Genomic DNA, 25068 nt, shown 5'->3' on the forward strand with positions numbered 1-25068 from the left:
AGATACTCGCATCTTCGCCGACCGTACCCGCATCCGGTCCAGACCACGCGCCCGGGGAAGTGCTCAATGGACCCCGGGCGGTCCCGGATCATCTCGGCGTGTCGACACGGTCGGGGTGGGTTCGGTGGGAGTGGCCCGAGGGGGCCGGTTCGCTGGGCGGGCGGCCGGGAGCTTTGAACGGTCGTCGGTGGCCGACGCCGGTCGCTGGCGCTCGGCGCGGCGGGGTGAATGGCTGGCGATCGTGGTCGGCGCCCGCGCCCTCGGCCGGTGGTGGCCGGGTGGGTCAGGCGTGGGTGGGGGCGTCCTCGGTGGGGGTTAGGGGTAGCTCGGTGGTGCCGTGGCGCCACAGGGTTGCGTAGCGGCCGTCGGCGGCCAGGAGTTCTGTGTGGGTGCCCTCCTCGACTATGCGGCCGCCGTCCAGGACGACTATTCGGTCGGCTCTCGCGGCGGTGGCCAGGCGGTGCGCGACCACGAACGTGGTGCGGGGCTGGGCCAGCCGCTCACTCGCGGCCAGGACCACCGACTCCGTGGCCGGGTCCAGCGCCGCGGTCGCCTCGTCGAGCAGCAGCACGTCCGGGCGCACCAGTTCGGCCCTCGCGAGCGCGATCAGCTGGCGCTGCCCCGCCGACAGGCCCTGACCCCGCTCACCCACCTGGTGGCGGAAGCCGTCCGAGAGTTCGGCCACCATCGGCAGCGCGCCCACCGACCGCACCGCCGACTCGACCTCCACCCGGGTCGCCTCGCCGTTCCCGGCGGAGGGGCGGTGCGCGTAGGCCACGTTGCTGGCCACGTCGCCGGTGAACAGGTGCGGCTCCTGCGGCACGACACCCAGCCGCTGGCGGTACTCGGACGGGTCGTAGTCGCGCAGGTCCACGCCGTCGATCAGCACCGCGCCGGCCGTGGGGTCGTAGAACCGCGCGATCAGCTTGACCACCGTGGACTTGCCGGCACCCGTCGGGCCGACCAGGGCCACCGTCTCGCCCGGGGACACCGACAGGGTGATGTTGTCGAGCGCCGGGGTGTCGGTGCCGGGATACCGGAAGGACACGTCGACGAGGTCGACCGCGCCCGCGAGCGTGGGCGGGACTGGGCTCGGGTCGGCGGGCGGCTCGACCGAGCTCGGCGTGCGCAGGAGGTCCGCGATGCGGCGGAGCCCGACCCGCGCCTGCTGGTAGCCGTCGAACACGCCGGACAGCTGCTGCACCGGGGCGAAGAACAGGTTGAGGTACAGCATGAACGCCAGCAGGATCCCCGGCGTGAGCGCACCCGCGGCCACCCGGCCGGCGCCGACGGCGAGGACCGCGGCCTGGGCCACCCCCGCCAGCAGCGCCACGAACGGGAAGTACGTCGCCACGTAGCGCTGGGCCCGCAGGCGCGTGCGCCGGTAGGTGTCGCTGCGCTCGGCGAAGACCCGGGCCGAGTGGTCCTCGCGGGTGAACGCCTGCGCGATCCGCAGCCCGGACACGTTCTCCTGCAGGTCGGCGTTGACGGCGCTGACCTGCTCGCGTGCCTGCGTGTAGGCCACAGTGGACAGTCGCTGGAAGATGACCGTCGCGATGATCACGACGGGCAGCACGGTGAGCGCCACCAGCGCCAGGCTCACGTCGGTGACCACCAGCGCCACCGTGATGCCCAGGACCGTGAGCACCGAGGCCAGCGCGCTGACCAGCCCGGTCTGGAGGAACGTGGACAGCGCGTCGACGTCGGTGGTCATCCGGGTCATGATCCGGCCGGCCATCTCGCGCTCGAAGTAGTCGAGCCCCAGCCGCTGCAGGTGGGCATAGCTCCGCACCCGCAGCAGGTACAGCAGCCGCTCGCCGACCCGCGCGGTGAGCACGGTGGTGGCGGCCGTCTCGGCGAACACGAAGGACACCAGCACCGCGGCGATGGCCGTGACCACCCACAGCGCCGTGGTGTTGCCGGTGACCACGCCGGAGTCGACGCCCTCGCGCACGAGCGACGGCAACGCGATGGTGAGCATCGAGTCGAAGATGACCAGCGACGCGACGAGCACCAGCATCCAGCGCACCGGCCGCAGCAGCCTGCGCAGCCGGAACCCGGGGTCGGGCGCGGTGGGGTCCTCGCCGTCGAGCCTGGGCTCCTCGGTGGCCGGCGGCAGCGCGGCGACCCGGTCGAGCAGCTCCGGCGTGGGCGGCGTGCCGGACAGCGCACCCGTCATCGCACCGCGGCCACCCATGCCGCCGCCCCGCGCACCCCCGCCGCCCGGCGGGCCGATGCGGGCGTCGACGGCCCGGGTCGACGAGGTGGGTGCCTCCTCGAGCGTGTCCGGCCACAGCGCGGGCGTCCAGCCGTCCGGGCCCGGCGCGAGGTCGGCCACCCGGGTGGGGTCCTCGATGGCCTCGCCCGGCCCGGCCAGCAGCGCGCGGTAGAGCTCGCAGCGCTCGACCAGCTCCTCGTGCGTGCCCGTGTCGACCACCCGGCCGCGGTCGAGCACCGCGATGCGGTCGGCCAGCGCCAGCGTGGACCGGCGGTGCGCGATGAGCAGCGTGGTGCGGTCGCGGGTGACCGCGCGCAGCGTGTCGTGGATGGCCGCCTCGGTGGCCGTGTCGACCGCCGACGTGGCGTCGTCGAGCACCAGCACCCGCGGGTCGGACAGCAGCGCCCGGGCCAGCGCGACCCGCTGCCGTTGCCCGCCGGACAACGTGAGCCCGCGCTCGCCCACGACGGTGTCGTACCCGTCGGGCAGCGCCGCGATGAACCCGTCGGCCTGCGCGGCCCGCGCGGCCGCCTGCACCTCGTCGCCGGTGGCGTCCGGCCGGCCGTAGGCGATGTTGGCGTGGACCGTGTCCGAGAACAGGAACGCCTCCTCGAACACCACCCCGACCGTGCCGCGCAGCGACGCCAGCCGCAGCCGGCGGATGTCGACCCCGGCCACCGTGATGGCGCCCTCGTGGACGTCGTAGAACCGGGGTAAGAGCAGCGACACCGTCGACTTGCCGGAGCCCGCGGTGCCGACCAGGGCCAGCGTCTCGCCCGGCCGCACGGACAGCGAGATGTCGTCGAGCACCGGCTCGCTGCGGGTGTAGCCGAACGTGACGCCGTCGAGCCGCACGTCGACCGGACCGGCCGGCACGTCGACCGCGTCCGGCGCGTCGGTGACCGTGGGGTGGGAGTCGATGAGCTCGTAGACCCGCTCCACACCAGCGCGCGCCAGCTGCACGTTGACCAGCAGGCCCGACAGCAGCCGGGTGGGGCCGACGAGGTTGGCGACGTAGCTGGCGAACGCCAGGAACGTGCCCAGCGTGACCTGCCCGTTCAGCGCCATGAACCCGCCGAGCGCGAGCACCGCGACCTGCCCCACGCTGGGCATCGCGACCAGCGTGGCCGCGGGCCGCGAGGTGAGCACGGCCGTGCGCATCCGCTCGCCGAAGAGCTGCCGGGCGGCCTTGTCGAGCCGGCGGATCTCCCGGGACTCCTGGCCGAAGCCCTTGACGACCCGCACGCCAGTGACCGTCTCCTCGACATGCTGGGCGAGGTCGGCGGCCCGCTGCTGGGCCGACCACGACGCGGGGAACAGCACCTGCCTGCTGCGCACCGCCACGACCGCGACAACCGGCGTGATGACCAGCGAGATGATCGTGAGCATCGGGGACAGCCACAGCATCGCGCCCAGCGCGGCCACCGCGAACACCACCGTGCCGATCGACAGCGGCACCATCATCAGCAGGCCCTGCACCAGCTGCAGATCGGTGATGGACCGGGACACCACCTGGCCGGTCCGCAGCGCGTCCTGCTTGGCCCCGTCGAGCCGCTGCACCGCGCCGAACACCTGCTGGCGCAGGTCGTGCTGCACGTCGAGCGCCAGCCGGCCACCCAGGTAGCGCCGCACGAAGGCAGTGACGAAGGTGGACAGCTCCATCAGCAGCAGCGCGACGACGAGCCACCCCAGCCGCGCGGTGCTGCCGGCCACCGCGTCGTCGACGACGACCTTGACCAGCAGCGGGCCGGCGGCCTGGAAGCCCACACCGATGACCGACGAGACGATGGACAGCACGACCAGCCGGCGATGCCGCCAGCAGGCAGCGAAGAGCCGGCGGACCCAGCCGGGGGAGTTTTCGACCACGAGACCCAGGTTAGGACGCCCCACCGACAACCCGGTCGCCCCCGGATGCGCGAACGGCGCCTTCCGGGCGATCAAGGCCCGGAAAGCGCCGCTCGTGGTGGTGGCCTACGTCACGTGATGTCGCGGGTGCGGTTCCGCAGGATCCCGAGGAAGAAGAAGATCGCGGTCCAGGCCAGGAAGATCAGGCCGCTGATCCACAGCGTGAGCGCGCCCGGCGCGCCGGCGATCGCGCGCACGACCTCCTCGAAGCCCTCCTGGTCGGACTGGCTCACCACGCCGCCACCGACGTTCAGGATCAGGTCCTGCACCTGGCTGAACAGCACCTGGCTGGCCGTGGAGCCGGTGAGCCCGTTGGCCGAGCCGTTGGGCAGGAACCCGGCCAGGTAGGAGCCGTTGCTGAGGCCGGTCATCACGATGTCGCCGATGGGACCGACGATCAGCGAGTAGATCAGCAGCAGCACCAGGGCGCCGACCGGCGAGCCGAGCAGCGCCCCGACACCCAGGCCGAGCAGCGTCCACAGCAGGCAGCCGAGGATGCCGGACAGCGCGATCATGAACCAGGCGCCGCCCGAGGGCAGGTAGTTCGAGCCGGAGCCGATGACCGTGCCGAGGCTCGCGCCGATCGCGATCAGGACGCCGAAGATCAGGCCCCACGCGACATACGTGATCGCCTTGGCCGACAGCAGCGCGCCGCGGTTCGGCGCGGTCAGGAAGCTCGTCGTGATCGTCTTCCGGCTGATCTCGCTGGCCAGCGCGAGCGCGCCGAAGATCATCGGGAAGATGGTGGCGATGTTCATGCTGCGGGTCAGCGCGATCGCCGACCAGGACAGGTCGTCGATGGAGATGTTGAACTGGGTGAGGATGGCCTCGTCGGCGACGTCGTCGACGATGTTGGTGGTCAGCGCCGACACGCCCCACGCCCACGCGAGCGCCAGGATGAACGCGGGAATCATCATGGCCCACCACATCTTGGTGGTGAGGATCTTGCGGAACTCCGCCTTGATCAGCCGGCCCATCAGCCGTTACCTCCGAATCCGCCGCCCTGGCCGGGCTGCTGGTAGCCCGGCGGAGGGGTCTGTTCCTGCTGTGCCGGCTCCTGTTGCTGCTGCGGCGGGGCCTGCTGGGGCGGCGCCTGCTGCGGGACCGGCTGCGGCGCGACCTGCTGCGGCCCGCTCGGTGGACCCCAGCCATCCGGTGGGGTGTTCGGTGGCGGTCCCCAGCCGCCGGGCGGGGTGCCCTGCTGCGGCGCGTAACCGGGCTGCTGCTGGTACTGCGCCGGCTGCTGGGGCGGGTAGCCCTGCGGCTGCGGCGGGTACCCGGACTGCTGCCCCGGCTGGTACTGCTGCTGGTACTGAGCGGGCTGCTGCTGCTGGTACTGCGCCGGCTGCTGCTGGTACTGCTGCGGGACCGGCTGTGCGTAGCCGCCGGGCGGCGTGCCGAAGCCGCCGGGCGGCACCTGCGGCAGCTGGCCCTGCGGGACCTGGCCGGGCGCGGCGTACTGGCCGCTGGTGAGCCGGAAGAACAGCTGCTCGAGGTCGGCCTTCTCCTCCTGCACCCCGTACAGCGCGACGCCGGCCTTCGCGGCCACGTCGCCGATCTGCTGGACGGTGGCGCCGACGACCGCGATCTTGCCGTCGGGCATCGGCTGGATGTTGCCGATCTCGGCGCCCCGCAGCGCGTCGGCCAGCGCGGCCGGGTCTGCCGGCTGCACGATCACCCGGCTCTGCTGGGACTTCCGCAGCTCGTCGAGCATGCCGTAGTACATCGTCTGGCCGCGGCTGATGATCACGACCTGGTCGATGGTCTGCTCGACCTCCGCCAGCAGGTGGCTGGAGATCAGCACCGTGCGGCCGCTGCTGGCGAACGCCTTGAGGAACGTGCGCAGCCAGGCGATGCCCTCGGGGTCGAGGCCGTTGGCCGGCTCGTCGAGCACCAGCACCTGCGGGTCGCCGAGCAGCGCCGTGGCCAGGGCCAGCCGCTGCTTCATGCCGAGCGAGAACCCGCCCGCGCCGCGGTCGCCGGCCGAGCCGAGGCCGACGAGGTTGAGCACCTCGTCCGCGCGCTTGTCCGGCACGCCCATCGCCGCCGCGTAGACCCGCAGGTGGTTGCGGGCGGTGCGGGACGGGTGGAAGCCCTGGGCCTCCAGCACCGCGCCGACCACCCGGGCGGGGTTGCCGAGCTGGTGGAACGGCTGGCCGTTGATCGTGGTGAAGCCGTTGGTGGGGGTGACGAGGCCGAGCAGCATGCGCAGCGTCGTGGTCTTGCCGGCGCCGTTCGGGCCGAGGAAGCCCGTCACGGAGCCCGGCTCGACCTGGAAGCTCAGGTTCTGCACCGCCGCGACCTGGCCGAAGTTCTTACTGAGGTTCTGCACCACGATGCGGCCGCTACCGTCCTGCACGGGGCCCTCCTGCCTGCCGAGTTGTGCCGGACATCTTGCCGCATGGCCATCAGCCCGTGGGGCGGACCGCACCGGTTGGTGAGGAGTTCACCCCGTGTTGGGCGGTTCGGCGGTTGACGCCGCGGGCCGCGAGAGCGAGTCCCGCGGCCGCGGCGACGGTCGTGACCAGGAACGCGGCCCGGAACGCGGCCCCGTCCGGGGCCGGGCCGAGCACCAGCGTCAGCACGGCGACGGTGACGCCGGCGGACAGGTACTGGGACGTCGTGAGCAGCGCGCCCGCGGTGCCCTGGTAGCCGGCCGGCACGTCCTGGGTGCCGATGATGAACATGGCCGTGTAGATGACGCCGTGCCCGAAGCCGCTCAGCAGCAGGCCCGGCAGCAGGTCCGCGGCGTAGGAGTCGCCGTGCAGGGCCAGCGAGAGCCAGAGCAGGCCCGCGGTGGCGGCGGCGAACCCGGCGGCGAGGACGACGGCCGGGTGCTGGGTGCGCACCGCCCTGCCGGCGGCCGCGTTGCCGGCGGTCACCAGTACGGCGAGCGGCACGAAGGCCAGGCCGGCCTGGAGCGCGTCGTAGCCCTTCATGCTCTGGAGCAGCAGCGTGAGCAGGTAGAACTCGGAGCCGACGCTGGCCATGTAGAGGGCCGTCGCGACCGCGCCCGCACGCAGCGAGCGGATCCGGCGCAGGGCCGGCTCGATCAGCGGTGCGCGGCGCTCGTTGCCGAGGAACGCGCCGAACAGCGCCACTGCCAGGACGAGGCTGACCAGCGTCGGGGTCGCGTGCCAGCCCTGGTCGGCGCCGAGGGTGAGGCCGAGCACGAGGGTGAGGACGGTGCCCGTGCCGAGGACGGCCGCCCGGAGCGGGATGCGGTCGGCCGTGGTGGTGCCGCTCGCCGTGACGGCGAGGGCCGCGCCGAGCGCGCAGAGGAGGGTGAGCGGGACGTTGATGACGAAGGTGAGGCGCCAGGAGGCCGTGGTCAGGACGCCGCCGAGCACCGCGCCCGCGGCCAGGCCGGCCGCGCCGACCCCGCCCCATACGGCGAGCGCGCGGCTGCGGGCCGGGCCGGCGGGGAAGGTGGTGCCGATGAGCCCGATGATCGCCGGCTGCAGCAGCGCCGCGCCGAGGCCCTGGGCGCCGCGGGCCGCGAGGAGGACGGTCCCGTCGCCGGCCGCCCCGCCCACCGCGCTCGCCGCCCCGAAGAACACGATGGCCCCGACGAACAGGCGTTTCGCGCCGACCCGGTCGGTGAGCCGCCCGCCGACGACGAGGAAGCCGGCGAAGAGGACCGCGTAGGCGCTGACGATCCACTGCGCGAGCGACGGCTCGAGGTCGAGGTCGGCCGCGACGCTCGGCAGGGCGATGTAGATGATCGAGTAGTCGAGGGCGATGAGGAACTGCGCGAGCGAGAGCACGGCCAGGGTGGGTCTCATGCGCCCATACTCGAACGTTGACACTAGTGTGAAGGAAAGCGTGGGAGGCGGTCGTGCGCATCGGGGAGCTGGCTTCGGAGACCGGGGTGGCGACCCGGTTGTTGCGGTACTACGAGGAGCAAGGCCTGCTCAGCCCGTCCCGAGGCGCGAACGGGTACCGGGACTACGACGAGCTGCTGGTGGGCAGGGTCACCCAGATCCGGGGGCTGCTCGACGCGGGCGTGCCGACCCGGATCATCCGCGAGATCCTGCCGTGCCTGGACAATCCGTGCTCGATCCACGTGGCGGACGCGACCCCGGAGCTGATCGCGGACCTGGAACGGCACCGGGAGCAGATAGCCGCCAAGATCCAGTGCCTGGCCCGCAACCGCGACGCGATCAGCACCTACCTGGAGGCGGTCCGCAACCACGCCTGACGACTCGGGTTCATGGGTTTGGGAGCGCGGCCGATGCGGCGGGGGCTGGTGCTGCGCGGGCCGGAGGGGCAGCGGCGGTGCGCTTCCCATCGGCGGCCGGTAGTGCGGTGGGGATGGCGGCCGGTGAGTAGCCCGGCCTCGGGGCGATCGGCGCTGATCGCCGGGTCAGCGGGTGGGATCGGGCAGGCGGAAGGGGTTCCGGAGCGGGCGGGTGCGCTCGCGGTGCGAAAGGCCTTCGCCGATCAGTTGTTCGTGGGCCGAGCGCCATACCTGGCACGGCCAGCGGCGGGCGCGGAGCCCGTGCTGGCAGGCCGCACAGCGACCGTCGGGGTCGGCGCGGTGGGTTCGCAGGAGCAGGCGCCACCCGTCGGCGAGGCGGCGGAGCTCCGTGCGGGCCAAGGGAAGCAGGGTGGACGCGTCGGCCTGGCCGGCCGCCCTGTCGAGCATGTCGAGGCGGTGCAGCACCGCGCGGCGGACGGTGTCGTCCTTTCCGGGCCACATGGCGCTCACCCCGCCCGTCGGTCCTGGGCGCGGACGGCTGCCTGGTCGAGCGTGAGCCCCAACCCCCGAGCCTGCTGCGCGGACAGCACCGCGGCGGCTCCGGGCGGGGGCACCAGGACGACTCTCTCGTCCTCGACCAACACCATCAACGCGCGGTCCCGGCCGAACGGATCGTTGCAGCTAACGGACCAGCGAGGTTCAGTCACCGTAACGACATCGGCCCGCGAAACGCCCGACCAAAGTGGTAATCGCCAGCTTCACTCCATTGCTCGCTAACTCACTCGATCGTGGGTCGGGTCCCGGGAAGAGTGAAGGTGTGAGTAGCCGTCGCGGCCAGTAGCGCTACGGACGATCTTCGTAGCCACAAGGCAATGCAGAGGCCATGTCGTTATGTACGAAAGGCAAAACGCTGCCCCCGGTTGCAGCGCTGTCGACACATACGGCATATCCTGCACTTGGCGGCCCGCTCCCAGTGACCCCCAGGCTGGTTGAGCGGGCCGCCCCCGAAACCTCCGCTGTTCGGTGTCCCTTCGGGGCGCCTTCCCTCTCGACGGCCCTGGGGGGCGACCCCCCAGACCCCCACGGTGCGAGCTCCTCTCGACCCGGCGCTGGTCTGTCGGGCGTTGACCAGCCGCTTCGCTTCGCTCGCTTCCCTTTGCTCGCTTCGCTTTGCTTCGCTCGCGTTCCGCTTGGCTCGCTCGCTTTGTGTGGGGTGGGGGGTGCGCGGGCGCGTGCGGGGGCGGGCTCTGGTCTTCGGTTGGTGGGCGGGGCTGGGCCGCGTCGTCGGTCTCCGTATTGGGGCTGGTGGTTTTTGGTGGGAGGTGGGGGTTCTTTGTTGCTTGTTCTCTTGGGGGGCTTGTGTTGATTAGTTGAGGAATTCGGTCAACTTCGTGTGGGGGAGGTTGTGAGAGTCCGCCACCGGGGCGTTCGTCAGGGCGCCTGCGTGCGTGTTCAGGCCCAGGGCCAGGGCCGCGTCCGCCTTCAGCGCCTCGTGCCAGCCCTGGTTCGCCAGGGAGACCGCGTACGGCAGGGTGACGTTCGTCAGGGCGTACGTCGACGTCCTCGGCACCGCGCCGGGCATGTTCGCCACGCAGTAGAAGACCGAGCCGTGCACGAGGTACGTCGGGTCCGCGTGCGTCGTCGGCCTCGAGTCGGCGAAGCAGCCACCCTGGTCGATCGCGATGTCCACCAGGACACTGCCCGGCTTCAGCTGCGCCACCAGCTCGTTGCTGATCAGCTTCGGCGCCCGCGCGCCCGGCACCAGGACCGCGCCGATCACCAGATCGGCCTCGCGGGCGGCCTGCTCCACCGCGTACTTGTTCGACGTGATCGTCCGGACCTGTCCGCGGAACTGGTGGTCGATCTGGCGCAGCCGGTCGACGTTCGTGTCCAGCACCTGGACGCTCGCGCCCATGCCCAGCGCGATCGTCGCCGCGTTCAGGCCCGCCACGCCGCCGCCGATGACCACCACGCGCGCCGGCGCCACGCCCGGCACCCCGCCCGGGAGGACCCCCCGGCCACCCGACGGACGCATCAGCGAGTACGCACCCACCTGCGGCGCGAGCCGCCCGGCCACCTCCGACATCGGCGCCAGCAGCGGCAGCGCGCCCGACGGCGTCTGCACCGTCTCGTACGCGACCGCCGTCGTGCCGGCCGCCATCAGGGCCTTCGTCAGCGCCTCGTCCGCCGCCAGGTGCAGGTATGTGAACAGCACCTGGTCCGACCGCAGCCGCGGGTACTCCTCCTCGATCGGCTCCTTCACCTTGAGGACCAGCTCACCCTCGGCCCACACGTCCTCCGCCGCCGCCAGCACCTTCGCGCCGGCCGCCAGGAACTCCTCGTCCGGGATCGACGAGCCCACCCCGGCTCCGGCCTCCACGAACACGTCGTGCCCGTGCGTCGTCAGCTCGTGCACCCCCGCAGGTGTCAGCGCCACGCGATATTCGTGGTTCTTGATCTCACGGGGAACGGCGACCTTCACGACTTCCTCCCGACTAGGCCAGCTGGGTGTTATAGACCACAGTGGATTAACGATGGGTAATAGTCATCGTCCTCCGGGCACCAGGATGACGCCAATCGCTCGTGCCACGGGCACAATTCTGCTGGAGCCCGGCTCAACGCCAGCGCAACGCCGTCAGCTGGGTGAGCAGGGCCAGCCGCACGTCTGGATCGTCCAGGTCGACGGCGGTCAGCTCGACCAGCTTGGCCATCCGGTACCGCAGCGTGTTGGGGTGGATCCGCAGCGACCGGCTCGCCGCGCGCGGGTCGCCGGGATGGCGCAGCCACTCGTACAGGGTGTCCACGTACGACGTGCCCGAACCCTCGTCCTGCGCGCGCAACACCGACAGCGGCCCGAACTCCGTGGCGCCCGCCCCCGCCGCGGCCACCGCCGCCCGGTGCAGCACGAGCACCGGCCAGGCCTGCTCGTGGCTGGTCACCGGCCCGCTGAGGAGCCCGGCCCGCAGCAGCGACAACGTCTCCTCGGCCAGCGCCATCGACCCGGCGAGGTCCGCGAGCCGCACCGCCGGCCCGGCCGCGACCAGCGGCGGCGTCCGGTCGTCGGTCAGCGCCGCCCGCAGCGCGGGCCAGCCACCCTCGCCCTCCCGGTCCGGCACCACCGCGAAGAGCACGTCGTGCAGCTCCGCCACCGCCGGCCGGCGCCCGACCCCGGCGGTGATCCGCTCCCACAGCGCGAGCCGCATGCCCTCGGCGCCGAGCGGGTCGTCGGCCCGGCTCGCGATCGCGACCACCCGGTGCGGCTCGTCGGCCAGGTTCAGCTCCGCCGCGGCCAGCCGCACGCTGCCCCGCCCCTCGAGCACGGCCTTCACCAGCTCGGCCGACCGGCGGCGCTCGGCGTCCTCGGTGGCCCGGCGGCGCAGCAGGTGCAGCGCGACGACCGGCGCGGTGTCGGCGAACGCGGCCGCCCGCTCGTCGGCCACCGGCCCGGTGACCACCGCCCACATCGAGCCGAGCAGCTCGCCGCCCATCCGGATCGGCACGATCAGCCGGGGCAGCGTGCCATCCTGCTGCGCCGGCACGAAGATCGTCGTCCGGCCGCGGGACAGCTCCCGGAACACGCCCCGCGAGCGGAACCGGGCGAGCACGTCGTCCGGGACGCGGCGGCCCATGATCGTCGACACCCGGGCGGAGTCCGTGCGGTCCTGGCGGGCCGAGTAGGCGAGGACGCGGGAGTTGGCGTCCTCGATCGTCACCGGCGCGTCGACGACCGCCGCGGCCGCGTCGGCGAGCCGGAAGAGGTCGCCGAGGCCACTCGACCGGGGGTCACCCTCCAGCTCGTCGGCCGCCGCGTCGAGCACGGACCGCAACAACCAGACGACCTGCGCCCACGCGGCGGCGGCGTGCACCTCGACGACCGCGACCTCGGCCGTCTGCGCGGCGGTCCGCACCGCGCCGCGGGCCGGGAGGGGCGGCTTGAGCAGCACCGCCGCCGCGCCCTGCGCGCCGCAGTGCCGGACGAGCTCGACGGCGTCCTTCGCGTTGTGCACCGAGACGCCGAGGACCAGGTCGCCGTCGCCGACCTGGTCCTTGCGTCCGGGCTCGGCGATGACGACGTCGCTGACGTGCGTGGCCCTGCCCGCGAGCCGGACGTGCAGCAGCGTCGGACCCACCCGGTCCACCACACCCTGCACGGTGATCATCCGCACCTCCGTCCCGCTGGCATGATCGTCCCCCCAACGGGCCCGTCGGGCGAGACTGGGCGGGCGACGTCACTGGGCGAGCAGGGTCAGGCGTCGGGTGGGGTGTGGCGGATGATCTCGTCCGGAGTCAGCTCCTCGCGGCGGGTGGACAGGGCCCACCGGTGCCCGAACGGGTCGACGACGATGCCGTACCGCTCGCCGAAGAACATCTCGCGCACCGGCATCTCGACCGTGGCACCGGCGAAGATCGCGCGGCGGGCCAGGTCGTCGACGTCGTCGACCTCGAGCAGCAGGAGTACCGGGCTGCCGCCCACGCTCGGCGGGGCCAGCGCGTTCAGCCGCGGGACCTCCTCGCTGACCAGCAGCCGGCCGCCGCCGACGGCGAGCTCGATGAACAGGACCGTCCCGTCCGGGAGCACGTTGCGGAAGAGCTCCACCGCGCCGAACGCCGTGCGGTAGAAGGAGATCGCGGCGGTCACGTCCCGCACGAACAGGTGCGGGCTGAGCGCGTGCGCCCTGCTCCTCACGCCGTGTCCCGCCGGTGCAGCAGACCCGCCCCGGCCGCCACGTCGACGAGCCGGGCCAGCAGCTCGGTCTCGCGGGTGGCGGCGGCCACGCCCAGCGCGGTGAGCCGGTAGTTACGCCGGCGGGCGTCGTGCGGCTCGTCGCCCTCGCCGCCGGCGACCTCCTCGACCAGGCCGTCGGCGACCAGCCGGGCGATCGTGCGGTACAGCGTGCCGGGGCCGAGCTGGACCGCCCCGGCGGTGACCTCGTCGATGAACCGCATCACCGCGTAGCCGTGCGCCCGGCCACCCGCGAGCGCCAGCAGCACCTGGTAGCCGGCCGGGGTGAGCGGTGGCGGGTTGCCCTCGGTCATGTCCACACAATACAGTCCAGCATTGATATATCCGGAATGGCTATAAGGAGGGGACCATGATCCGCGGGGTCAACCAGGTCGTGCTGTACGTCGACGACCAGGAGAAGGCCAGGCAGTTCTGGGTCGACACGATGGGCTTCGAGCTGGCCGAGGACTCCCCGTACGGGGACGAGCGCTGGCTCTCGGTGCGCACGCCGGACGGCAACACCAAGCTCGTGCTGAGCAAGCGGCAGCCGGGCTGGTCGGCCGGGGTGGAGCGGGACGGCGTGCCGAACTCGCCGGTGTTCTTCTACGCCGACGACGTCGAGGCCGCCTACCGCGAGCTGTCCGCGAAGGGCGTGTCGTTCCCGGAGCCGCCGTCGAAGCAGTTCTTCGGCTGGTGGTCGATGTTCGAGGACCCGGACGGCACCCGCTACGCGCTGGGCCAGCGCTGGGGGTCCGACGCCTAGGAGAGCGCGCGGGTGATCCAGTCGGCGACCGGGAGGTCCCGGCTGGTGCACTCGTGGGACAGCCGGATGGTCCAGCGCAGGGCCTGGACCATCAGCGTCACCATCTCTTCCGGTGCCGCGTTGGCCAGGGCGATCTCGATGTGCGTCTTGGCCGCCTCGGTGTCGCCGTGGACCTCGGCCAGCAGCGTCCGCACGGCGGTGCGGACCGGGGGGTCCGCCTCGTCGATGGGGACCTCCTGGCCGTCGTTGTCGTAGACCTGCATCTTCACCGGGGCCGTGCCGCCGGACCCGAGCGCGGCGACCATCGCGCTGCACTCGTGGAACAACAGCAGCATCAGCTCCTGCGCGTCCTCGACGCTTGCCGGGTTCGCCCGGAACGTGGCGGTGACCCGCTCGGCCGCGTCCTCCTCGGCGCCGGCGTTCATCGCCGCGAGCGCCTTGCTCGCCGCGTCCACGAGCCTTCTGTCCCGGTCGGGGTCGGAGTGTGGGTCCACGGCCACATCTTCCATCAGTGTCGGTCGAGCTGGGCTCAACCGGCGGTGACCGGCCGGGTCGGGTGCGGCAGGGTGGCCAGGTTGTCCACGCTGACAGCCACGCCGAACACGCCGCCCTGGGCGCTGGTGGCGCCGGCCGCGGCCCACCAGCCTGCCTCGGCCTCGGTGCGCACGTCCAGCACCGAGCATTCCCGCCCAGCGGCCACGATCGCCCGCACGAGCCGCTCGGTCTCCTCGCGCAGCACCGGGCTCGCGGTGTCCCGGCCCGCCGCGCCGGCGCCCTCCGCGGCGAGGGTGACCGAGTGGACCTGGGTGTCGGCAAGGAGATCCAGCTCCCGCGGCCCGCCCTGGAACCCGCACAGGCCGGTGGACACGCCGATCTCGGTGAGCACCTCCAGGTTGTCCCGCGCGTCGCCGTGGTCGTCGAGCACGGCCGTGGTGTCCAGCCCGATCTCCAGCAGGTCCGCGGGCGCGCCGGTGTCGCGGATGGCGCGGTGTACGGCGCGCACGAGGTCCGCGTCGCCGGACTGCAGCCGGGTGAGCTGGAGCCGGGCGAGCGGGCCGGTCTCCTGGTGGAACACCTTGCGCAGCTCGGGAAGCCGGGCGCAGACCTCGCGCAGCATCAACGGTCCCAATTGGACGGACATGCCGGTGCGCTCGGCGAGCTCCACGCAGTCGCGGTGGCCCAGCGGTTCCTCGCCGTCCCAGCGCAGCACCGGCCGGGCGCCCGTCGTGCGCTCGGCGCCGAGCCGCACCACCGGCTCGTAGCCCACGGTGAGCTGGCCGTTCTCCCACGCCGCGGGCAGCTCCGCGGCCCGCGCGTCACGCCGCCGGGCCGCCGCGTCGTCGCCCGCGTGGAAGCCCGCCCACTGCCGCCGGCCGGTGGCCTTGGCCTTACGCAGCGCGGTGTCCGCCGCGCGGAACAGCTCCACCGCGGACATCTCGCCGGTGCGGCAGCGGACCGCGCCGATGCTGGCGCCGACGCCGACCCCACGGTTGTCGATGTACTCCGGCTCGGCCAGCTCGCCGTTGATCGTGTCGATCACGTGGTTGAGGTCGGGCAGGTCCGGCCGGTCCTCGATGAGCACGGCGAACTCGTCGGCGCCGATCCGGGCCACGAGCGCCCGCTCGCCGGCCACCGCGGACTCCAGCCGCTGCCCGACCGTCCTGAGTAGACGGTCGCCGAACGGGTGGCCGAGGCTGTTGTTGGTGGCGGCGAACCCGTCGAGGTTGACGAAGCACAGCGTCACCGACTCGGCCCGGTCGAGCGTGCTCTCGAGCTTGGACTCGAAGTGCTGCCGGTTGGGCAGGCCGGTGAGCGCGTCGTAGAGCAGCTGGTGGCCGAGCCGGTCCTGCAGCAGCTGCAGCTCGCTGATGTCCTGCACCATCGTGACGAAGTACGCCGGCGCGCCGGCCCCGTCGTGCAGCAGCGAGATGGCGAGGAACACCCACGCGGTCTCGCCGTCGTGCTTGCGCAGCCTGCGGTGCTCGTGCACCCGCTCGGCCTCGCCCCGCAGCACCCGCCGGTAGCCGGCCCGCACGTCGCCCGGGGTGCCGCGGGCGCCGGGGAGGTCGTCGTTGCCCAGGAAGAACTCGTGCAGCATCCTGCCGGCGAGCTGACCCGGCGGGCAGGCCAGGATCTGGCTCAGCGCCGGGTTGGACTCGATGCACATGCCGTCCAGGTCGGTGATGGCGATGCCGACCGCGGAGGACGCGAACACCTCGCGGAACCGGTTCTCGGTCGCGCGCAGGTTGTGCTCGGCCCGGACCATCGCGTTGAACAGCGCCTGCTTGACCTGTTCCTGCTGGGTGAGCGTGTAGTTGCGCAGCCCGTCGGCGTAGCCCGCGGACAGCGCGCCGAGCATCGCCACGGTCCGCTTGGCGAGCTCGGTGTCCGGCGTGTGCCGGAGGTCGCCCAGCAGACCCTCGGTGAGCACGTCGATGGTGGCCTGCAACGCGTTGGGGTCGATGAAACCCTCGTCGACCAGCCGCGCGCCGATCCGCATGGCGGTGGCCGCCGTGGGGGCGTCCTCGGCGAGCGAGGCGAGCAGCTGGTCGACGAGCTCGAGCAGCAGCTCCTCGACCTCCACGACGGCGCGCGGGATGTAGGCCGAGGATGTGGCGCTCGCGGTCCAGGCGCGCGCCAACTCCTCCCGGCGGGCTACCGGGGGAGGTGTGGTGGGCACGGGATTCCTGTCCATCGGTCTGTGGTCACGACGATACTCAGCGGCGCGAACCGCTGAGTGTCCAGTCGCGCCGTCAGCCCTTTCGGGCAACGCCGGCGTAGAGCCCGTCCTCGGCCTCCGTGCGGGCGTCGGACTCCCGTTCGGGCCGCCACTGCGAGGTGGTCACCAGGCCGGGCTCGACGAGCTCGAAGTCCCCGAAGAGGCTGAGCACCTCGGATCTCGTGCGGGCGAGGACCGCGTTCTGCGAGGTCTTCATCGCCTCGGTCAGCTCGTTCACCTCGGTGAAGTCGTCGGTGAGGTGGGTGACGGCGAGGTAGCTGCCAGGCGGGACGGCCTCGCGGTAGGCGGCGAACACCCCGTTCGGGTCGTGCTCCTCGAGGATGTAGTGACCGATGGTGATGGCGAGGATCCCGATCGGCTGACTGAAGTCGAGCAGCTCGCGGGTGACCTGGTCGTTGAGGACGAGGCCGGGCTTGGCGATGTCGGCGTGCACCATGGCGGCGTTCGAGTTGTTCTCGAGGATCAGCTGGCTGTGCGCCACGGCCACGTGCTCGTTGTCCACGTACACGACGCGCGAGGTTCGGTCGACGGTCTGCGCGATCTCGTGGACGTTGCCCACGGTGGGGATGCCGGAGCCCAGGTCCAGGAACTGCCGAATGCCCTGGTCGATCATGTACAGAACGGCTCGGCGCATGAATGACCGGTTCATCAGCGCGAATCGTTTGACTTCCGGTTGCACCAGGAGCAACTTCTCGACGAACTGGCGATCGACGGCAAAGTTGTGGTTTCCGCCGAGCACGTAGTCGTAGGCCCTGGCCGCGCTGGGTTTCTCGAGGTCAACCGAGGTAGGAACCCAGTTGGTCTGCTGCGACACCGTACACCTCTCCGTTTCGGATCCGTGACCGAAACACTACTAATGGACTCAGGGCAGCCGGGGCCGGGTTCACTCGGATGGACGAACAAATGGAAGCGTTTCAGCTGGCTGTCGACAGACCGGTCGACTCGCCGGCCCGGGTGCTGGCCAGGGCACCCAGCGCCATCTCGCGCAGCATGGTGGCCATGCCGTCGCGGCCGAGGTGGCGGCTGTGCGGCGTGGAGTTGATGAGGCCGAAGACCGCGTGCGCGGCGGCCCGCGCGGTGGGCTCGTCCACGGCGGGCGCGGTGTCCCGGATGGCCTGCACCCAGACCTCGACGTAGCGCCGTTGCAGGGCCCGCACCCGGCGCCGGTCGGGCTCGGTGAGGTTGCCGAGGTTGCGCTCCTGCACGGTGATCAGCGAGGGGTTGTCGAGCGCGAAGTCGACGTGGAAACCGACCAGCTCGGCCAGCACGCCGGCCGGCTCGCTCGCGTCGCGGCGCTCCTGGCCGCCGGCCAGCAGGACCTCGCTGATCGACGTGAGCATCTCGCCCAGCATCGCGTCCTTGCTGCGGAAGTGCCGGTACAGGGCCGGGCCGGAGACACCCACGGCGGCCCCGATGTCGTCGATGCCCACGCCGTGAAACCCGTGCCGGGCAAAGAGTTCCGCGGCGGCGGCGAGGATCTGCTCCCGGCGAGTCGGCACCCGGCCATGGTAGCCCGCTGGTTAGCGGCCACTAACCAGCGGCCGCGCGGTGGGACTGCGCCGTTCGCCCCGCATCTGGCAACAGGTAAGGGCCGGGAAGACGATTACCAGCCGGTGGGTCCCGGGCGATCATTGTCTCATCGGGAAACCCTGCCCCCGGAGGTAACAGTGCGCCTCGCTCGTCCCATCACCGCCGTGGCCCTCGCGGCCCTGACCGTCATCGGACTCGCCGGCCCGGCCTCGGCCGCCGCCGGCAAGTACGTGGCCCTCGGTGACTCCTACTCGTCCGGCACCGGCGCCGGCAGCTACGGAAGCAGTGGTAGCTGCAAGCGCAGTGCGAACTCCTACCCGCAGCTCTGGGCCAACGCCAACGGGCCGTCCGCGTTCTCCTTCGTCGCCTGCTCCGGCGCCGTGACCAACGACGTCCTCAACAGCCAGGTCGCCGCGGTCACGTCGGACACCGCGCTCGTGACGATCTCCATCGGCGGCAACGACGCGGGCTTCGCCGACGTCATGACGACCTGCAACACCAGCTCGGACGCCACGTGCGTGAGCCGCAACCAGGAGGCGCAGAACTTCGCGCGCACCACGCTGCCCGGCCGGTTGAACAACGTGTACACCCAGATCCGCAACCGGGCACCGAGCGCGCGGGTGGTCGTGCTGGGCTACCCGCACATCTACCAGCTCAACGGGAGCTGCTCGGTCGGCCTGTCCGAGACCAAGCGGGCCGCGATCAACCAGTCCGCCGACGTGCTGGCCTCGGTGATCTCCGGCCGGGCGGGCGCGTACGGGTTCACCTTCCTCGACGCCCGGAGCTCGTTCGGCGGGCACGAGATCTGCGCCTCGGGTGCGCGCTGGCTCAACAGCGTCACCTGGCCGGTGGACGAGTCCTACCACCCGAACGCCTCCGGTCAGCGGGGCGGCTACTACAACCCGCTGGAGAGCGTCGCCTGAGCGAGGCTCGAGGGTGACCCAGGAAGGCCCGGCCCCGCGGCCGGGCCTTCCTGCCGCCGGTCCGAGGGCCGGTCGGCCACCCCAACTGGCAACGGTTAACGACTAACGAGGCGATTCCGCGTCCGGTGAAGGTCCGGTAATGATATTGGGCGTCGGGAACCCCTCCCTCGGAGGTTAAAATGCGCCTCGCTCGTCCCATTGCCGTCGCCGTCTTCGCCTGCCTTTCCCTCGTCGGAATTGCCGGGCCGGCGTCGGCCGATCCCACCGTGGCGGCCGGAAAATATGTCGCGCTCGGTGATTCCTACGCGTCCGGAACAGGTGCCGGAAGCTATGGCGACAGTGGCGGCTGCAAACGCAGCGCCAATGCCTATGCCCAGCTCTGGGCCAACTCCCACGCGCCGGCCGCGTTCTCCTTCGTCGCCTGCTCGGGCGCGGTCACCTCGGACGTGCTGGCCAACCAGGTCGGCGCGATCACGCCGGACACCGAGCTGGTCACGATCTCCATCGGCGGCAACGACGCCGGCTTCGCCAACGTCATGACCGACTGCAACCTCGGCTCCGACGACACCTGCGTGAGCCGCAACCAGGAGGCGCAGAACTTCGCCCGCACCGAGCTGCCGGGCCGGCTGGACGGCGTCTACACCGAGATCCGCAACCGGGCGCCGGGCGCGCGCGTGGTCGTGCTGGGCTACCCGCACATCTACACGCTGAACGGCGACTGCTCGGTCGGCCTGTCCGAGACCAAGCGGGCCGCGATCAACCAGTCCGCCGACGTGCTCGCCGAGGTCGTGTCCGGCCGGGCGGGCGCGTTCGGCTTCGACTTCGTCGACGCCCGCTCGGCCTTCGCCGGGCACGAGATCTGCGCCCCGGGCGGCGACTGGTGGCTGCACAGCGTCACCTGGCCGGTGGACGAGTCCTACCACCCGACCGCGGGTGGCCAGTCCGGCGGTTACTACGCCGCGCTGGTCGGCGTGACCGGCTGACCTTCCACGGGACACTCGAGCGGGCCTCGGCACTGTGCCGGGGCCCGCTCGTGTGTGCTGGTGACCGGGTGGACGGCACGGTTAGCGACCGCTAACATCGCGCACGTAGGTTAACGCTGACTAACCTGAGCGGAGCGAGATGGACGCGCCCGTCCTGCGGAGCGAGGCCGACCCGGGCGACCCCGCTTTCCAGCGGTACGTCAAGGAGCACACGGCCCTGGCCGACGACCTGCGTGACCGGTCGGCGCGGGCCGCGCTCGGCGGCGGGGACAAGGCCCGGCAGCGCCATGTGGACCGCGGCAAGCTCCTGCCCCGCGACCGGGTGGAGTCGCTCGTCGACCCCGGCTCGCCGTTCCTCGAGCTCTCGCCGCTCGCCGCCACCGGCATGTACGACGACGAGGCGCCGGCCGCCGGCATCATCACCGGCGTCGGCCGGGTGTCCGGTCGCGAGTGCGTGATCGTCGCCAACGACGCCACGGTCAAGGGCGGCACCTACTACCCGATGACCGTCAAGAAGCACCTGCGCGCCCAGGAGGTGGCGCTGCACAACAACCTCCCGTGCCTCTACCTCGTCGACTCCGGCGGCGCGTTCCTGCCCCGCCAGGACGAGGTGTTCCCCGACCGCGAGCACTTCGGGCGCATCTTCTTCAACCAGGCCACCATGTCCGCGCGCGGCATCCCGCAGATCGCCGCCGTGCTCGGGTCCTGCACGGCGGGCGGCGCCTACGTCCCGGCGATGAGCGACGAGGCGGTGATCGTGCGCAACCAGGGCACGATCTTCCTCGGCGGCCCGCCGCTGGTGAAGGCCGCCACCGGCGAGGTGGTGAGCGCGGAGGACCTCGGCGGCGGCGACGTGCACGCCCGCCGGTCGGGCGTCACCGACCACCTGGCCGAGGACGACGCGCACGCGCTGCGGATCGTCCGCTCGATCGTCGCCACGCTGGGCCCGCGCACCCCGCGGCCGTGGGGCGTCGAGCCGACCGAGGCGCCGGCCGTCGACCCCGGCCAGCTCTACGGCGTGGTGCCCACCGACTCCCGCACGCCCTACGACGTGCGGGAGGTGATCGCCCGGGTCGTCGACGGCAGCCGGTTCCGCGAGTTCAAGAAGGAGTACGGCACCACGCTCGTCACCGGGTTCGCCCGCGTCCACGGCCATCCGGTCGGCATCATCGCCAACAACGGCGTGCTGTTCGGCGAGTCCGCGGTCAAGGGCGCGCACTTCATCGAGCTGTGCGACCAGCGCTCGGTTCCGTTGGTGTTCCTGCAGAACATCACCGGGTTCATGGTCGGGCGCGACTACGAGGTCAGCGGCATCGCCAAGCACGGCGCCAAGATGGTCACCGCGGTGGCCTGCGCCCGGGTGCCCAAGCTCACCGTGATCATCGGCGGCTCGTTCGGCGCCGGCAACTACTCGATGTGCGGCCGGGCCTACGAGCCCCGGTTCCTCTGGATGTGGCCCAACGCGCGGATCTCGGTGATGGGTGGCGAGCAGGCCGCGTCGGTGCTGGCCACCGTGCGCCGCGACCAGCTCGAGTCCCGCGGCGGCGAGTGGCCGGCCGAGGACGAGGAGGCGTTCAAGGACCCGATCCGCCACCAGTACGAGGACCAGGGCAACCCGTACTACTCCACCGCGCGGCTGTGGGACGACGGCGTGATCGACCCGGCGGACACCCGGCAGGTGCTCGGGCTCGCGCTCTCGGTCGCCGGCAACGCGCCGCTCGAACCCGTCCGCTACGGCGTCTTCAGGATGTGACGGAATGTTCTCCACGGTGCTGATCGCCAACCGCGGCGAGATCGCGGTGCGCGTCCACGACACGCTGGCCCGCATGGGCATCCGCGCGGTCGCCGTCTTCACCGACGCCGACGCGGGTGCCCGGCACGTGCACGAGGCCGACGAGGCGGTGCGCGTCGAGAGCTACCTGTCGATCCCGGCCATCGTCGCCGCCGCGCGGGAGACCGGCGCCGAGGCGGTGCACCCCGGCTACGGCTTCCTCGCCGAGAACGCCGACTTCGCGCGTGCCTGCGCGGCCGCGGGCCTGGTGTTCGTCGGGCCGCCGCCGGCCGCCATCGAGGCCATGGGCGACAAGATCCGCGCCAAGCAGACCGTCGGCGCGGCCGGCGTGCCGGTGGTGCCCGGCCGCTCGCTCGCCGGCATGTCCGACGACGACCTCGTCGAGGCGGCCGCCGAGGTCGGCTTCCCGGTGCTGGTCAAGCCGTCCGCGGGCGGTGGCGGCAAGGGCATGCGCCGGGTGGAGGACCCCGCGGACCTGCGGCCCGCGCTGGAGTCCGCGCGGCGCGAGGCCCGCGGCGCGTTCGGCGACGACACGCTGCTCGTCGAGCGGTTCGTCACCAACCCCCGGCACATCGAGATCCAGGTACTGGCCGACGCGCACGGCACGGTCATCCACCTCGGCGAGCGCGAGTGCAGCCTGCAGCGGCGGCACCAGAAGATCGTCGAGGAGGCGCCGTCGCCGCTGCTGACGCCGGCGGACCGGGCGCGGATGGGTGCGGCCGCGGCGGACGCCGCCCGGTCGGTCGGCTACCAGGGCGCGGGCACCGTCGAGTTCATCGTGTCCACCGACCGGCCGGACGAGTTCTTCTTCATGGAGATGAACACCCGGCTCCAGGTCGAGCACCCCGTCACCGAGCTGGTCACCGGCATCGACCTGGTGGAGCAGCAGATCCTGGTCGCCGCCGGGCACGAGCTCGCCCTCGGGCAGTCCGATGTGGACATCCGGGGGCACGCGGTCGAGGCCCGGGTCTACGCCGAGGACCCCGCGCACGGGTTCCTGCCCACCGGCGGCACCGTGCTCGCGCTGGCCGAGCCGGCGGGCCTGCGGGTCGACTCCGCGCTGTACGAGGGAACCGTCGTCGGCTCGAGCTACGACCCGATGCTCGCCAAGGTCATCGCGTGGGGACCGGACCGCGAGACCGCGCTGCGCAAGCTCTCCGCCGGGCTCGGCGAGACCGCGGTGCTCGGCGTCGGCACCAACGTGGCGTTCCTGCGTGCGCTCCTCGCCGACGAGGACGTGCGGGCCGGGCGCCTGGACACCGGGCTGGTGGAGCGCAAGCTCGCCGGGCTCGTCACGGCCGACGTGCCGGACCTCGTGTTCGCCGCCGCCGCGCTCGACGAGCTCATCGGCCTGCAGCCGGCCGGCGACGTCGTCGACCCGTGGGACGTGCCCGACGGGTGGCGGCTCGGCGGCGCGGCCGGCACCCCGTTCCGGCTGGCCTGCGGCGACCGCCAGGTGACCGTGCGGGTCACCGGCCTGCCCGGCGCCGCCGAGGTGAGCGTGGACGGGGGCGAGCCGGTGCTCGCGTCGGCCCGGCGGGCCGGCACCCGGCTCGAGATGACGTTCGGCGGCCGGGTCACCTCGTTGCGCCGCGCGCTCGACGCGGCCACCGACACCCTCTGGCTTGCGGCCAACGGCACCACCTGGGCGGTGGCCCAGCACTCGCTGCTGGAGGGCGAGTCCGCGGCGGCGGTCGCGGGCGGCCCGGTCACCAGCCCGATGCCGGGCACCGTGCTGGTCGTGAAGGCCGCGGTCGGCGACCGGGTCGCGGCCGGCGCGCCGCTGGTCGTCGTCGAGGCCATGAAGATGGAGCACACCGTCACCGCACCGGTCGACGGCGTGCTCACCGAGCTCAACGTGCAGGCAGGCCAACAGGTCGCGCTGAACCAACCCCTTGCCGTGGTGACCCCACCTGAGGAGCAGTCGTGATCGACTTCAGGCTCGGCGACGAGCACGAGACGCTGAGAAAGACCGTCGAGGAGTTCGCGCACGAGGAGGTCGCCCCGGTCATCGGCGACTTCTACGAGCGCGAGGAGTTCCCCTACGACCTCGTCGCCCAGATGGGCCGGATGGGGTTGTTCGGCCTGCCGTTCCCCGAGGAGTACGGCGGCATGGGCGGTGACTACTTCGCCTTGTGCCTCGCGCTCGAGGAACTGGGCAAGGTCGACCAGAGCGTGGCCATCACGCTGGAGGCCGGGGTGTCTCTGGGCGCGATGCCGGTGTACCGCTTCGGCAACGAGGTGCAGAAGCAGGAGTGGCTGCCACTGCTGACCAGTGGCAAGGCGCTCGGCGCGTTCGGTCTGACCGAGTCCGGCGGTGGTACGGATGCGGGTGCCACCAAGACCACCGCTCGCCTCGACGACGGACACTGGGTGATCAACGGCTCCAAGCAGTTCATCACCAACTCGGGTACCGACATCACCAAGCTGGTCACCGTCACCGCGGTCACCGGGGAGCAGGGCGGCGGGCAGGGCAAGCGGGAGATCTCGACGATCCTGGTGCCGGTACCGACGGAGGGCTTCACCGCCGAGCCGGCGTACAACAAGGTCGGCTGGAACGCCTCGGACACCCATCCGCTGAGCTTCGACGACGTTCGGGTGCCGAAGGAGAACCTGCTGGGTGAGCGCGGCCGCGGCTACGCGAACTTCCTGCGGATCCTCGATGAGGGCCGCATCGCCATCGCCGCGCTGTCGGTGGGCGCGGCCCAGGGTTGCGTCGACGAGTGCGTCAAGTATGCCAAGGAGCGCGAGGCGTTCGGCGCGGCGATCGGCACCTACCAGGCCATCGCGTTCAAGATCGCCCGGATGGAGGCCCGCGCGTACGCCGCCCGCACCGCGTACTACGACGCCGCCGCGCTCATGCTGGCGGGCAAGCCGTTCAAGAAGGCCGCCGCGATCGCCAAGCTGGTGGCCAGTGAGGCCGCGATGGACAACGCCCGTGACGCCACCCAGGTGTTCGGCGGCTACGGCTTCATGAACGAGTACCCGGTGGCCCGGCACTACCGCGACAGCAAGATCCTCGAAATCGGTGAGGGCACAACCGAAGTGCAGTTGATGCTGATCGCGCGCGAGGCGGGCCTGTGAGCGTGAGGCGCGTCGTAGTCCAGCGCGGCCTGTGGTTCGAGGAGTTCGAGACCGGCGTGCTCTACCAGCACCGGCCCGGGCGCACCATCACCGAGGCCGACAACGTGCTGTTCACCACGCTGACCATGAATACCCAGGCGCTGCACCTGGACGCGGCGTTCGCCGAGACGCAGGAGCCGTTCCGGCAGCGCCTGGTCAACTCGATG

Annotated in this window: 21 protein-coding genes; 8 read left to right on the forward strand and 13 right to left on the reverse strand. The window is 72.1% G+C overall.

All coding sequences use genetic code 11. The features are described from left to right. Window positions 1–283 precede the first annotated feature (283 nt). From VGD70_RS28485 to VGD70_RS28500, 4 genes are all read right to left on the reverse strand, one after another. A complete protein-coding gene (locus tag VGD70_RS28485; RefSeq protein ID WP_414638084.1) occupies window positions 284–4084 on the reverse strand; it encodes an ABC transporter ATP-binding protein in 3801 nt (1266 codons plus the stop codon). 110 nt (window positions 4085–4194) lie between these two features. Further along, window positions 4195–5100 carry an ABC transporter permease subunit gene (locus VGD70_RS28490; protein WP_331086696.1) on the reverse strand — a complete coding sequence of 302 codons (906 nt, stop codon included), beginning with the start codon at window positions 5098–5100 and terminating at the stop codon, window positions 4195–4197. Then, on the reverse strand, window positions 5100–6482 hold the full coding sequence (locus VGD70_RS28495) for an ABC transporter ATP-binding protein (RefSeq protein WP_331086698.1): 1383 nt from the start codon (window positions 6480–6482) through the stop codon (window positions 5100–5102). The genes VGD70_RS28490 and VGD70_RS28495 overlap by 1 nt, the downstream gene beginning before the upstream one ends. Before the next feature lie 49 nt (window positions 6483–6531). Further along, complete coding sequence (locus tag VGD70_RS28500) at window positions 6532–7908, reverse strand: MFS transporter (RefSeq protein ID WP_331086700.1); 1377 nt, start codon at window positions 7906–7908, stop codon at window positions 6532–6534. 53 nt (window positions 7909–7961) lie between these two features. On the opposite strand from VGD70_RS28500, the gene VGD70_RS28505 reads away from it, so the two are divergent. Then, window positions 7962–8324 carry a MerR family transcriptional regulator gene (locus tag VGD70_RS28505; RefSeq protein ID WP_331086701.1) on the forward strand — a complete coding sequence of 121 codons (363 nt, stop codon included), beginning with the start codon at window positions 7962–7964 and terminating at the stop codon, window positions 8322–8324. Between the two features lie 165 nt (window positions 8325–8489). Here the strand turns inward: VGD70_RS28505 and VGD70_RS28510 are convergent, their stop codons facing one another. The 5 genes from VGD70_RS28510 to VGD70_RS28530 form a co-directional block, all read right to left on the reverse strand. After that, a complete protein-coding gene (locus VGD70_RS28510) occupies window positions 8490–8825 on the reverse strand; it encodes a hypothetical protein (protein WP_331086703.1) in 336 nt (111 codons plus the stop codon). 865 nt (window positions 8826–9690) lie between these two features. Further along, entirely contained in the window at window positions 9691–10806 is a 1116-nt protein-coding gene (ald, locus tag VGD70_RS28515) for an alanine dehydrogenase (protein ID WP_331086705.1), read from the reverse strand. A 133-nt stretch (window positions 10807–10939) separates the two neighbouring features. After that, entirely contained in the window at window positions 10940–12484 is a 1545-nt protein-coding gene (locus VGD70_RS28520; protein ID WP_331086707.1) for a helix-turn-helix domain-containing protein, read from the reverse strand. A gap of 86 nt (window positions 12485–12570) precedes the next feature. Beyond that, window positions 12571–13011: a VOC family protein gene (locus VGD70_RS28525; protein WP_331086709.1), complete on the reverse strand. Its 441-nt coding sequence runs from the start codon at window positions 13009–13011 to the stop codon at window positions 12571–12573. Then, on the reverse strand, window positions 13008–13361 hold the full coding sequence (locus VGD70_RS28530; protein ID WP_331086711.1) for a PadR family transcriptional regulator: 354 nt from the start codon (window positions 13359–13361) through the stop codon (window positions 13008–13010). The genes VGD70_RS28525 and VGD70_RS28530 overlap by 4 nt, the downstream gene beginning before the upstream one ends. Before the next feature lie 56 nt (window positions 13362–13417). On the opposite strand from VGD70_RS28530, the gene VGD70_RS28535 reads away from it, so the two are divergent. Then, a complete protein-coding gene (locus VGD70_RS28535; protein ID WP_331086713.1) occupies window positions 13418–13810 on the forward strand; it encodes a glyoxalase superfamily protein in 393 nt (130 codons plus the stop codon). Here the strand turns inward: VGD70_RS28535 and VGD70_RS28540 are convergent. The 4 genes from VGD70_RS28540 to VGD70_RS28555 all read right to left on the reverse strand — a co-directional run bounded on the left by VGD70_RS28540 (window position 13807) and on the right by VGD70_RS28555 (window position 18049). Then, on the reverse strand, window positions 13807–14319 hold the full coding sequence (locus tag VGD70_RS28540) for a hypothetical protein (RefSeq protein WP_331086715.1): 513 nt from the start codon (window positions 14317–14319) through the stop codon (window positions 13807–13809). The two genes, VGD70_RS28535 and VGD70_RS28540, sit on opposite strands and share 4 nt — an antisense overlap. Window positions 14320–14339: 20 nt before the next feature. Further along, window positions 14340–16490, reverse strand: a complete 2151-nt coding sequence (locus VGD70_RS28545) for a diguanylate cyclase domain-containing protein (RefSeq protein ID WP_331086717.1) — start codon at window positions 16488–16490, stop codon at window positions 14340–14342. 73 nt (window positions 16491–16563) lie between these two features. Then, on the reverse strand, window positions 16564–17364 hold the full coding sequence (locus tag VGD70_RS28550; RefSeq protein WP_331086719.1) for an SAM-dependent methyltransferase: 801 nt from the start codon (window positions 17362–17364) through the stop codon (window positions 16564–16566). A gap of 100 nt (window positions 17365–17464) precedes the next feature. Beyond that, complete coding sequence (locus VGD70_RS28555) at window positions 17465–18049, reverse strand: TetR/AcrR family transcriptional regulator (protein ID WP_331086721.1); 585 nt, start codon at window positions 18047–18049, stop codon at window positions 17465–17467. Between the two features lie 186 nt (window positions 18050–18235). Here VGD70_RS28555 and VGD70_RS28560 point away from each other — a divergent pair, with 186 nt between their 5' ends. The 6 genes from VGD70_RS28560 to VGD70_RS28585 all read left to right on the forward strand — a co-directional run. Further along, a complete protein-coding gene (locus VGD70_RS28560) occupies window positions 18236–19003 on the forward strand; it encodes an SGNH/GDSL hydrolase family protein (RefSeq protein ID WP_331086735.1) in 768 nt (255 codons plus the stop codon). A gap of 179 nt (window positions 19004–19182) precedes the next feature. Further along, complete coding sequence (locus VGD70_RS28565; protein WP_331086723.1) at window positions 19183–19986, forward strand: SGNH/GDSL hydrolase family protein; 804 nt, start codon at window positions 19183–19185, stop codon at window positions 19984–19986. A gap of 139 nt (window positions 19987–20125) precedes the next feature. Then, complete coding sequence (locus VGD70_RS28570; RefSeq protein ID WP_331086725.1) at window positions 20126–21739, forward strand: carboxyl transferase domain-containing protein; 1614 nt, start codon at window positions 20126–20128, stop codon at window positions 21737–21739. A gap of 4 nt (window positions 21740–21743) precedes the next feature. Next, entirely contained in the window at window positions 21744–23708 is a 1965-nt protein-coding gene (locus VGD70_RS28575) for a biotin carboxylase N-terminal domain-containing protein (RefSeq protein WP_331086727.1), read from the forward strand. Continuing rightward, the gene (locus tag VGD70_RS28580; protein ID WP_331086729.1) at window positions 23705–24862 is read left to right on the forward strand and encodes an acyl-CoA dehydrogenase family protein; all 1158 of its coding nucleotides are present in this window, start codon (window positions 23705–23707) and stop codon (window positions 24860–24862) included. The genes VGD70_RS28575 and VGD70_RS28580 overlap by 4 nt, the downstream gene beginning before the upstream one ends. 2 nt (window positions 24863–24864) lie before the next feature. Continuing rightward, a partial coding sequence (locus VGD70_RS28585) for a MaoC/PaaZ C-terminal domain-containing protein (protein ID WP_331086731.1) occupies window positions 24865–25068 on the forward strand: 204 nt, incomplete at its 3' end.

Origin of the sequence: Actinophytocola sp. (assembly GCF_036402745.1) — a bacterium.
Taxonomy (GTDB): domain Bacteria; phylum Actinomycetota; class Actinomycetes; order Mycobacteriales; family Pseudonocardiaceae; genus Actinophytocola.

Bases quoted from the DNA above. Each gene is read 5' to 3' on its own strand.
- VGD70_RS28490 (WP_331086696.1), bottom strand. From the start codon at position 5,100: ATGGGCCGGCTGATCAAGGCGGAGTTCCGCAAGATCCTCACCACCAAG.
- VGD70_RS28575 (WP_331086727.1), top strand. From the start codon at position 21,744: ATGTTCTCCACGGTGCTGATCGCCAACCGCGGCGAGATCGCGGTGCGC.
- VGD70_RS28570 (WP_331086725.1), top strand. From the start codon at position 20,126: ATGGACGCGCCCGTCCTGCGGAGCGAGGCCGACCCGGGCGACCCCGCT.
- VGD70_RS28530 (WP_331086711.1), bottom strand. From the start codon at position 13,361: ATGACCGAGGGCAACCCGCCACCGCTCACCCCGGCCGGCTACCAGGTG.
- VGD70_RS28565 (WP_331086723.1), top strand. From the start codon at position 19,183: ATGCGCCTCGCTCGTCCCATTGCCGTCGCCGTCTTCGCCTGCCTTTCC.
- VGD70_RS28540 (WP_331086715.1), bottom strand. From the start codon at position 14,319: ATGGAAGATGTGGCCGTGGACCCACACTCCGACCCCGACCGGGACAGA.
- VGD70_RS28510 (WP_331086703.1), bottom strand. From the start codon at position 8,825: ATGTGGCCCGGAAAGGACGACACCGTCCGCCGCGCGGTGCTGCACCGC.
- VGD70_RS28535 (WP_331086713.1), top strand. From the start codon at position 13,418: ATGATCCGCGGGGTCAACCAGGTCGTGCTGTACGTCGACGACCAGGAG.
- VGD70_RS28500 (WP_331086700.1), bottom strand. From the start codon at position 7,908: ATGAGACCCACCCTGGCCGTGCTCTCGCTCGCGCAGTTCCTCATCGCC.
- VGD70_RS28520 (WP_331086707.1), bottom strand. From the start codon at position 12,484: ATGATCACCGTGCAGGGTGTGGTGGACCGGGTGGGTCCGACGCTGCTG.